10 protein-coding genes and 2 pseudogenes are annotated in these 9,592 nt (G+C 66.6%); 5 read left to right on the top strand and 7 right to left on the bottom strand.

The features are described from left to right. Positions 1-96 precede the first annotated feature (96 nt). Positions 97-303: pseudogene (locus AC0682_RS30865) on the top strand (hypothetical protein); the annotation flags it as partial. A gap of 136 nt (positions 304-439) precedes the next feature. Here the strand turns inward: AC0682_RS30865 and AC0682_RS30860 are convergent. Then, positions 440-556: pseudogene (locus tag AC0682_RS30860) on the bottom strand (MmyB family transcriptional regulator); the annotation flags it as partial. Between the two features lie 53 nt (positions 557-609). Here AC0682_RS30860 and AC0682_RS30855 point away from each other — a divergent pair. After that, positions 610-1,092, top strand: coding sequence for a hypothetical protein (locus AC0682_RS30855; RefSeq protein WP_478536505.1), 483 nt, complete (start codon positions 610-612; stop codon positions 1,090-1,092). A 584-nt stretch (positions 1,093-1,676) separates the two neighbouring features. On the opposite strand, the gene AC0682_RS30850 is transcribed toward AC0682_RS30855, so the two are convergent. The 3 genes from AC0682_RS30850 to AC0682_RS30840 all read right to left on the bottom strand — a co-directional run bounded on the left by AC0682_RS30850 (position 1,677) and on the right by AC0682_RS30840 (position 3,152). Then, positions 1,677-1,886 (bottom strand): hypothetical protein, encoded by a 210-nt coding sequence (locus tag AC0682_RS30850; RefSeq protein WP_478536503.1) that lies wholly within the window; start codon positions 1,884-1,886, stop codon positions 1,677-1,679. A gap of 255 nt (positions 1,887-2,141) precedes the next feature. Further along, positions 2,142-2,459, bottom strand: a complete 318-nt coding sequence (locus AC0682_RS30845; protein WP_478536502.1) for a transposase — start codon at positions 2,457-2,459, stop codon at positions 2,142-2,144. Between the two features lie 294 nt (positions 2,460-2,753). After that, positions 2,754-3,152 (bottom strand): hypothetical protein, encoded by a 399-nt coding sequence (locus tag AC0682_RS30840; protein ID WP_478536500.1) that lies wholly within the window; start codon positions 3,150-3,152, stop codon positions 2,754-2,756. A 276-nt stretch (positions 3,153-3,428) separates the two neighbouring features. Between AC0682_RS30840 and AC0682_RS30835 the strand changes: the two genes are divergently transcribed. Further along, a protein-coding gene (locus AC0682_RS30835; protein WP_478536508.1) for an IS5 family transposase occupies positions 3,429-4,219 on the top strand; the annotation gives its coding sequence in 2 pieces (ribosomal slippage) (positions 3,429-3,743 and positions 3,746-4,219; 789 coding nt in all). A 14-nt stretch (positions 4,220-4,233) separates the two neighbouring features. On the opposite strand, the gene AC0682_RS30830 is transcribed toward AC0682_RS30835, so the two are convergent. After that, positions 4,234-4,680 (bottom strand): SRPBCC family protein, encoded by a 447-nt coding sequence (locus AC0682_RS30830; protein ID WP_478536498.1) that lies wholly within the window; start codon positions 4,678-4,680, stop codon positions 4,234-4,236. A 294-nt stretch (positions 4,681-4,974) separates the two neighbouring features. Here AC0682_RS30830 and AC0682_RS30825 point away from each other — a divergent pair, with 294 nt between their 5' ends. Further along, positions 4,975-6,012 (top strand): SGNH/GDSL hydrolase family protein, encoded by a 1,038-nt coding sequence (locus AC0682_RS30825; RefSeq protein WP_478536497.1) that lies wholly within the window; start codon positions 4,975-4,977, stop codon positions 6,010-6,012. Positions 6,013-6,114: 102 nt separating this feature from the next. Here AC0682_RS30825 and AC0682_RS30820 read toward each other — a convergent pair whose 3' ends face one another. Together AC0682_RS30820 and AC0682_RS30815 are read right to left on the bottom strand one after the other, a co-directional pair. Next, positions 6,115-6,504 (bottom strand): profilin, encoded by a 390-nt coding sequence (locus AC0682_RS30820; RefSeq protein ID WP_478536496.1) that lies wholly within the window; start codon positions 6,502-6,504, stop codon positions 6,115-6,117. A 1,381-nt stretch (positions 6,505-7,885) separates the two neighbouring features. Then, positions 7,886-8,293 (bottom strand): hypothetical protein, encoded by a 408-nt coding sequence (locus tag AC0682_RS30815; protein WP_478536494.1) that lies wholly within the window; start codon positions 8,291-8,293, stop codon positions 7,886-7,888. 253 nt (positions 8,294-8,546) lie between these two features. Between AC0682_RS30815 and AC0682_RS30810 the strand changes: the two genes are divergently transcribed. Then, positions 8,547-9,482 carry a DUF5655 domain-containing protein gene (locus AC0682_RS30810; protein ID WP_478536506.1) on the top strand — a complete coding sequence of 312 codons (936 nt, stop codon included), beginning with the start codon at positions 8,547-8,549 and terminating at the stop codon, positions 9,480-9,482. Positions 9,483-9,592 lie beyond the last annotated feature (110 nt).

Below are 9,592 nucleotides of genomic sequence, written 5' to 3'. Positions count from 1 at the left end.
CCGGATGATCGGGAAACCATCACGTCCGGTTCGGCGGGAGGCCGCGCGGAAAAGGACCTGCCTCAGCAGACACCTCGCCGCGCGGCCGACCCAACCGCCTGGATGATGCAGGCCCGTCGGCACGCAAGGGACTACGAACGTCTCATCCAGCACTCCTAGACCCTGATCACCTGGGCAGCCGTAACCCTGATGACCAGACGCCTGACACGGGAAGGAGCGCGCACCCGCAGCCGGACGGGGAAGCCTCCCCAGCAGCATCGAGCCGATCTCCAACGCGACGCGAACCCCCAGGCGTCCGTAGCCCCGGCGTGACGGAAGCCGCGCACTGACGGTTGCGGAGGCGACGTACGAGGTCTCTGGGCGGATTGCGGGTTTGTTCCAGCGTGGGCGCGGCCGTGGTGGTGCTGGTCCAGCTGGCGAGTATGCCGAGTGCGTCGGCGGAGGGGGAGGCGGGTTCGGGGGTGTAGATGCCGAGGCCCTGTTCGGGGTCGTCTTCGGCGGCGAGGACGACGTAGTCGAGGGTGAGGTCGCCGACGAGGGGATGGTGCAGGGCCATTCGGGTGGCTACAGAGACCAAGATCAACAGGACGACCCGCTGACGATTTGATCATGACGCTCTGTATCTGCTTGCATGCCCAAAGTGATGATCACTGGATAGGTGGTCACGCCTCGGGAAGGAAGACCATGTTCCGTAGCTCTACGCGCCGTGCTTGCGTTACCGCTCTGGCCACTGCCCTGATTTCGGTACCAGTGCTTGCCGGTACTGCCTCTGCCGTCGACCTGGACGCCCCTTACGCCCGAGCCGCCGCAAAGGTGGCACCGAACGGCACCCTGATGGCGGGCAAGAACATTGAGTCTGTGAGGCGAGCCCAGGCAGGCCAGTACTGCGTCAAGATCGCGGACCAGGCCAAGATCGCCGACCTGACCGAGGCGGCAGTTCTCGCTACCAGCAACACGGGCATCGTCGTCGTCAGGACCATCACAACCCAGACCAGGGCGTGCAATTCGGCCGACGGCACTGTCACGGTATACAGCAACGCCACCAGTAACGCCGCCTTCGTGGACACGACGTTCACCGTCGCAGTGCTGTAACCACACCAGCCTCCGCCGGGGGTGGTGGGAAGCCTCACCGCAGCTACCCACCACCCGCCGTTCGGCAGCCGGAGCGGCGGTCCGTCCCGGCGGCTGTCGGCCGTAGCCCGGGCTCGACAACGGGCCCGCACCGACACCCTGTCGCCCGAAGGTCGTGCGGCGCAGCCGCTCCCCAATGTCTCTCGTCTGGACCCGCCGTTCCCCCAGACCTGCACAGGGCGACGCCGGCAGCACCTCCCGGGCGGCGCGTGGGGCACCGGGTGGAGTTCTCCCCCACCCCGGCCCGGAGCTGGTGCCCAACTCCGCAGGATCATGGCGCGATTAACGCCCCCGCTCAGGCCGATTCGCATACCGTCGCGGATTCGCATCTGTTGCAATTGGCGGCGCCTGGAACACCGGTACAGCGGTTGACGCTGAGAACAGTAATGGTCAGTTGGCACACCGACTGAGAGCTCCACTGGGGTTCGCGGAAAGAGCGTCGGGCGGATGGCGGGGTCGCACAACGGGCTCGGGGGACTACACGCCTCGGCCCCGCTGGGAGATGATCCACGCGGGGCCGAGTACGGGCTTGAAAGAGCGTCAGCTCACTTGCTGTCCTCGTCGTCGCCCTCTGCGGCGTGGCCGCGCTGCGCCTTGTAGAAGTCGTCCGGCGAACCCTCTGTCGCAGAGGGCTCGCCCTTGCCGGGGTCGAGCGGCCCGCGCAAGGGCGCCTTGGTTGACGCAGGGCCCTGTGCGGTCCTGAGTCGACTACTGCCGCCAGCGGCAGCGGTGTCAGCAGGCTTGTCGTCGGCCATGTGATTCTCCCTCCGGAAGGGGCGCCAATTCGCCACCGTTACGCAGGGTATCCGATCGAGCGCGATTGGTTATTGCGTCAGCTGCCGTAGCTATATGAGAACAGGGCCTGGACAGCGTTGACCCGGAGGATTCGGGTGGTCGCCGGAATCAAGATCATCTGCAGGAGTGAACGCAGCTGGAATCCGATACCGGCGACAGGGCCAGATGAGGCGCTCCCGCGTAAGGCACGGACATGGACAAGTCTCCACGAACACCTAGGATGTCCGTCCGGGCCCGCCACGGAGGACAACCTGGAGGAGGTCGACGACCTGAACTGGATTGTCCTCCTTCAGCCGGGCGTTCTCCCGCCGCAGGCGCTTGAGCTCTTCTTTCGCGTCAGGGGTCATGCCGACGTCACCCCCGCCGTCCGCCGCCTGGATGCGGGTCCGGTCCTCGCGGACCCACTTGCGCCGGGCCTCCAGACGGATACCCAGGCCGTGAGGAATGTCGGTGAGGGAACGGTCCTGCGAGAAGTGCACCAGGTCCACCGCGTCCCGCTTGAACTCTTCGGGATAGTTCTTCCGCTTTGCCACCTTGGATCACTTCCCCTGGATGACGAAACATCCAGCGTCCAGGTGTCGGAATTTCGGGGGCTACTCCAGGGTTGCGCTGCCTGTGGGGAAGCTGGTCCGCCGTAGGAGCCGGACCTGTATGAATGCGGATTTGCCCGGTGCCTGGCCACCGCAACTTCGGCTGACGCAACGTTCCGATGCCGTGTGTCCTTCTCGAAATCGGCGCAGGAGGCACTTCCCGAGACACCCGAAGCGGTGAGGTCCCGGTGCGTGTCCCGTCGAGAGCTCGCGACGGGACACGCCTATGTCTGGCTGTTAGGAGATGACCAGGTAGAACGGCTGGTCTGCCGGTGCGCCGTTGGTGCCGGTGGTCACGCGGATCGAGTTGGCGGCGCAGGCGCCGCTGTTGCGGGAGACACGGACTTCGCTGTCCCAGGCGGCGGCGGTGCTCAGGGTGGCGGCGGGAACGGCCTTGGCCGCGTCGACGCTTGAGGCGAGCACGACGCAGTAGGCGCCGGTGCCGGTCTTGCTGACCGAGGCGATGGTGTTGGTCTTCTGGACGATGGCGCCGCTCGGGCCGACCGAGGCGGCGGCCTGGGCGTGGGGTGCCTGGACGGTGCTGGTGGTGTCGGCGGCCACCGCGATCCCGCCGACGGTGGCGCCGACGGTGGCAACGCCAAGACCGGCCAGGACCAGCTTGGTACGCATAAGCATGGGAATCGTGCCTCTCCTTAAGCGGAATGCAGTCCGGCGGAAAGCCGGGCACCTCATCTAGCCCTGCCGCCGACACCAGTTTCCACCGCGTTCACCCCTGCGGATGATCTTGATCTCGCCAACCACCCGAATGGCAGGGGTGGGAAGTTCGCCGCCCGGACGTACGGCCCGGCGCTTGCCGTAGAGCTCGTAACACGATCTTGATGAACGGTCCTGGTCGGCCGTGACCGGTGTGACGATTCGGCCGTTCGGGATAACGTGAGTACCCGGCCGTGGATCGTGGACGATGACCTGTGGGCGCTGATCGAGCCTCTGCTGCCGCCCTGGCCCAAGAAGGCTCCCGGCCCGCGACCGGTTTCGGACCGGCAGTGCCTGCAGGGCATCCTGTACGTGCTGCACAACGACATCGCCTGGCAACTGCTGCCGATGGAGCTGGGATTCGGCTCGGGCCAGACCTGCTGGCGGCGGCTGGATCGGTGGCAGAAGGCCGGGGTCTTCGACCGGCTGCACCGGATCCTGCTCGCCGAGCTGAACGCGGCCGACGAGCTGGACTGGTCCAGAGCGTGCGTCGACGGCTCCCATGTCCGCGCGAAAAAGGGGGCGCCGACACCGGTCCGTCGCCGGTCGACCGGCGGAAGACGGGCAGCAAACACCATCTGATCTGCGACGGACGCGGCACCCCGCTGAAGGTCATCACGACCGCGGCCAACGTCAACGACGTCACTCAGACCCTCGCCCTGGTCGACGGCATCCCGCCCGTCGCCGGACGCCCGGGCCGGCCCCGCCGACGCCCCGAAGCCCTGCTCGGTGACAAGGGCTACGACTCCGCCCCCCACCGCCGCGAACTCCGCAAGCGCCGGATCCTGCCAGTGATCTCCCGCAGAGGCGCCCCGAACATCGAGGGTCTGGGCAGGCTCCGCTACGTCGTGGAGCAGACCTTCGCCCTGCTCCACCAGTTCAAACGCCTCGCGGTCCGCTGGGAACGCCGCACGGAACTCCACGACGCCTTCGTCTCCCTCGCCTGCAGTCTCATCTGCTGGAGGCGTCTCAAGAAGATCGAATCGTGACTTGTGCTGCAATTCTAGGAGTTACGAATCACGATTGAGTTGGCGTATGACGCGAGATCGTGGACCCAAACCTGCAGACGCCGTCTCCTGAGCATGTCCAAGAGAGGAAGGGTGTGTCGGTAGGTCGCTGACCAGGTGATGTTGGTGCCGCCATGGGGGGCTCGGGCCAGATCCACAGACCCTTGATGAGACGTGAACAGCCCTGCGGACTGTTCGTAGCTGAACCGCTGGTCGGGAACCATCTCGACGACGCGCTCGCGGCAGCACGTACGTCCAGCGGAGGAACGGATGGTGCGCAGGTCGCCCACGGGTGCCGGTCGGTCGACTCCCGCAGGCACATCCCACTCGACGTCGGCATAGGGGGACCACAACGGCCAGGATTCTGCGTCCAGGAGCGCCGCGTAGATGATGGCGGCAGACGCCGATGAGTGCGAAGAAGCAGTAACAGTGAGGGACGTCATCCCAGTAACGGTAGACCGTGCCTCACCATGATCGTGTTACGAGCTCGTAGGGGCGACACCCGGCGGCCGAACATGGGCATACCCAGCCGGAGCGAGGGGCCCGCCGGTCTCGGGAACTTCAACCCCCGGTTCGGTGGCGCCCGGTCAAGGCCCGAGGCACGGGGCAGCCCGGTCCCGTATGAGATGACCCGGACGCGGCAAAGCCTGCCAAGATGCCACGCTAGGTATGCAAATGAATGCTTAGAGTTAGATTCTGCTCGCTTCTCCCTGTATACCTGACGAAAGGGCACCGCCATGTCTCCGGCCACGCATAAGGCGACGACCACTCCCAGGGCGCGGCGGCTGGCCGTCGCGGCCCTTGCGTTGGGCAGCTGTCTGGCCCTCGCTGTCCCGGCGGGGGCCGTCGGCGCGGCTCCTGCCGATCCGGTGCCGACGGTCTTCTTCGGCGACTCCTACACCGCGAACTTCGGTATCACTCCCGTAAACGACCCGGACGGCGAGCGGGGCTGGTGTTTCCAGGCCACCCAGAACTACCCCGCCGTCGCCACCCGGCGCCTGGCGGACAGGGGCATCACGCTCGATGTCCAGGGGGACGTCTCGTGCGGGGCCGCACTGGTCCACCACTTCTGGGTGGATCAGGAGCTGCTCTTCGGCGCCGGGAAGGTCCCGGCGCAGCAGGCTGCGCTCAAGGAGGACACCAAGCTGGTCGTGGGCGGCATGGGCGGCAACACGCTGGGCTTCACCAGCGTCCTCAAGCAGTGCTCGGCCAAGCTCCGGGAGCACCCTCTGCTGCCCGGTGAGGCGGTGGATGCGGACGAGCCGGCGGGCGAGTGCCGGGACTTCTTCGGGTCGGACAACGGAGAGGAATGGCTGGACAACCAGTTCCAGCAGGTCGAAGAGGACCTGGAGCAGACGCTCCAGCGTCAGAGCTGGTTCGCACCGGACGCCGAGCGGGTCCTGGTCGGCTACCCCCGGCTCGTGCCCCAGGACATCACCAAGTGCCTGGCCGCGGCCCCCGGCCAGACGGAACTGCCGTTTGCCGACATCCCCCAGGACGCCCTGCCCGTCCTGGACCAGGTGCAGAAGCGCCTGGACGACGTCATGAAGAAGGCCGCCGCGGACGACGGCGCCGACTTCGTGAACCTCTACGACCGCACCGGGAACAACACAGCCTGCGACGGCACCAACCGGGGCATCGGCGGCCTGCTGGAGACCTCCAAGCTCGACCTCATGGGCCAGCCGCTGCCGTGGTACGCCCACCCCAACGAGAAGGGCCGCGACCTCCAGGCCCAGCACGTGACCGCCAAGATCGAAGAAGTCCTCAACCGCTGACCGACCCGCATCACAACCGCCCCCGCACGAACGAAGCCCCGGGAACCACCACGTTGGTGCCCGGGGCTTCGCGGCGCGACGGGACGCGTGCCCCTCAGCGGATCACCGGTTCTCGGAGCGCAGGTAGTCGGCGAACCGATTCACCACGTTCGCCGCGGTGCGCCCATTCTGCTCTGCGTCGTAGTACCCCATGACGATGACCGTTCGCGTCTTCTCCGCCACGAGACCGGTGGCTCCCTTCTTGCCCTGGAGCCGCCGGCCGTCCGCATAGGTGAGCCCGTACCACACGCCATCGACCGTGGCCCCCGCGCTCAGAGCCGCCTCCGGGTCGTCGAACAGAGCCTTGAAGGCCACACCCTCGTCAGACTCGATCCCCCACTCCTTGCTGCTCTGGTGCCAAACACCCTTGCCTGAGGCATCCAGAAGGATCACGTGCCGGATGTCCTCAGCGGCTACCAGGTGCTCATTCACAAGAGTCTGAAAGTCGGTCATGCTGCACCTTTCGGAAGGGTCGAGCACCCGTCTGCCACGGGACTCGACGCACTCAGATTCCCCCAGCGTCGACGTGAGCAGGACGAATACATGCCGGTATGACCGATAACCGGCGCGCCTATCACCCCTTCGAGTGGACCGTAACAATCAATCCCAGCCATGCGTCCACAACGCTTGCCGAGCTTCGCCGGTGGCGACACCACCGAGCGCGAGCAGCGCGGCGGCGAGGGCAGCGCCCCGGGTGAGGGAACGCTTCATCATCAACAGCTCCAGACCATGGCCGCTCCGCGACCACATAGCGCCCCCGGACCGGGGGCGGGAAGTACTAGCTGTTGATCAACAAGCCCGCGCCCCCTCCGGTCACCGGGACCAGAACGGCATCCCGCGAAGCCCAACGGGACTGATCGTTCCCAAGCCCAGCACCATTGCCTCGGCCCTGCCATGGCTAGAACCACGGCCCTGAGCACCACCTGCCCACCGCCGACGAAGCCGTCATCGACGTCCCGCACCAGACGTCGGCGGCAAGCACCGTTTCGCATCCTGCGCTAGACAAATGTGCAGCTCAGGGTTGCAATAGGTACTTCCAGTCCGGCCCAGATCTCGGGCACGATTCCCTCCGTCAGCTCGTCGTCACATCTGGTCCCGCAGACGACCTCGCCGACGTTGTCTTACAAAAGCGATCGAGTCGCGATTCCCAATTGGTGGTCGAGTTGTCGTGGCTCCGCGGCCAAGTTGCCTGAGCTATACCGACTGCCACGAGCCATGAGCCATACCCGGAGCCCGTGGATCCCCCCGATCCTACGAATGGCTAGTTCGAACCCACCGGGAAAGTAAGACCGGCATCGGCGTACGCACGGGCAGGAAAGACGCGCTGCGACGATTCCTCAACCGTCAGGCGCCCCTCGCGATCAGCTTGCGGGCATGCTCGGGCACATGGGCGGCACGCCGTTCGGTCCGTCGGGATTTCGTCTCTCATCCAGATCCACGGTCTCAGGCGCTGGGCAATTGTCCGCCGCAGGTGGCCTGCCGCACGGCTCGCCGCGCCGATCCGGGCAGTGCCGCGTCAACGGAAAGCGTAAAAGCACCCATCAGTGACTTTCCTGACCGGCGACCTCTGCGACCTGCTGAGATCAATGAACAACCGGCTGTAGTGGGCAGCTGGCAAACGGTGAAGGGACGAAAGTGACCACTCCACAGACGGAGCCCACCGACAGCGAGGAGTCTGCACCTTGGATCAGCACGGTCGCGGGGACGGGGGCCGCCGGGTTCAAGGGAGAGAACGAATCGGCCGTTTCCGCCCAGCTGAAGGGGCCGTACGACCTGGCGGTGGACAGCACCGGTGCTCTGTACTTCTCCGACTACAGCAACCACCGCGCCCATGTCAAGGACGGGGTAGGTGCAAGGTGCCGCGCTGGACCGGCGGCGTCGGGTTGCCCACGGAGGCGCGTATGGCCACATCGAGTTGGACACGAAGAGGTGCGACGGTCTCGGTCCACAGATCCATCCGCTGCGCTACCGACGCTGGCCATGAGGTCGGAATCGTGTAGCACTGGCGGCGAATGACGTCGACGATGTTGTGGACCTCGTCCGGCCCGACCTCCGCGACGCGGTGACTGCTGTCATGGACGTCCTCGTAAGCCGCTCGTAGTTCCTCTTCGGTCGTGGCTTGCGTGGCCAGGACTCGTCGAAGTTGCCCCAACGCGCTCTGGAAATACCGGTACTCGGCGCGTCGGGCTTCCAGCAGCCACCGATCACGTTCAGCCTCAAACCCACGGCGGGCCAGCTCCAACGCGCTCCGGTGGCTCGCCTCCGCGACCTCCAAAGCGGTGCGGTGGCTCTCTCTCGCTTGAGCCAGGGCTGTACGCATCTGCCATCGCCCCCAGAAGCACACTCACCGGTATTCCCGCGAGGGCAAGGATGGCCGCGATTCCAGCAAGGTCCATGACGGCAATGATGGACTAGGAGTCGCTGCGGCAACCGAGGAAATATCCAGGGCGTTCGGTCGATTGGCTCCCTTGCAGAGATCGCGGGAGGGGGCGCTGGTGGCCGAGCTGATGATGTTCCGGCAGGACGCGGACGGACGGGATGTCGAGCTGGCCGGCTCGACGGTGGCGCTGGAGGTGGAGCTGCAGCGGCGGGTCGAGGCCGGCCTGGAGCAGATGCTGGGCGTCCGTTTCCTGGCATCGGAGTATCCGACTGGCCCCTGGCACCGGGGGCGGATCGACACCCTGGGGCTCGATGAGAACGGCAGCCCGGTGGTGATCGAGTTCAAGAAGGGCTCGGACAGCGGGGTGATGTCCCAGGCGGTCTCCTACCTGTCCTGGCTGGAGTCGGCGCACCACGAGTTCGAGGCGCTTGTGCGGAAGGTGCTGGGGGCGGAGGCCGCCGAGTCCGTCGACTGGCGTCGTCCGCGGATGATCTGCATCGCGGCGGGCTTCTCGCACCACGACCGGGTGGCGGTGCAGCGGTTGCCCGAGCGGATCGACCTGGTGCGCTACCGGATCTTCGACGGTGGCCTGCTGGGGCTGCTGCTCGTGGACTCCGCGACCGGCTTCCCGAGCGCTGCCTCGTCTCGCCGGGGCCGGGAGCGGGCACCCGTGGCGGACAGCGTGCCGACGGCTTCGGCGGTCTCTCCGCCTGCGGGTGGAGGAGCGGTACCGGAGTGCCTGCGGCACCTGTACGCGGAACTGGACGAGGCGCTCACGGCATGGGGCGAGGTGGAGGTGGCGTCCCTGCGGCACTACATCGCCTACCGGCGGTTGGTGAACGTGGCGTCGGTGATCTTCCGTCCGAAGCACGAGGCGATCCTGGTGTACCTCAGACTCGACCCGGACACGGTCGAGTTGGAGGCGGGCTTCACCCGGGACATGCGCGGTATCGGACACCTTGGGACCGGCGACCTGGAGGCCCGCGTCGTCTCGGCAGCCGACTTGGAGAAGGCGGCGCCGCTGATCCGGCGGGCGTTCGAGGCGGCCTGACGTAACAGGAGGGGCGGCTGGTGCATCGGTTAGTCGATGCTCCAGCCGCCCCCCCTGCGTCTGTGGGCCGCCAGCCCCGGCCTCTCTCCCCTCTCCCGCTCATGCCTCCG

Source organism: Streptomyces sp. NPDC043746 (genome assembly GCF_056436485.1).
The sequence above is the reverse complement of the archived record's forward strand: the minus strand, read 5'-3'. Positions and strand labels throughout refer to the sequence as shown.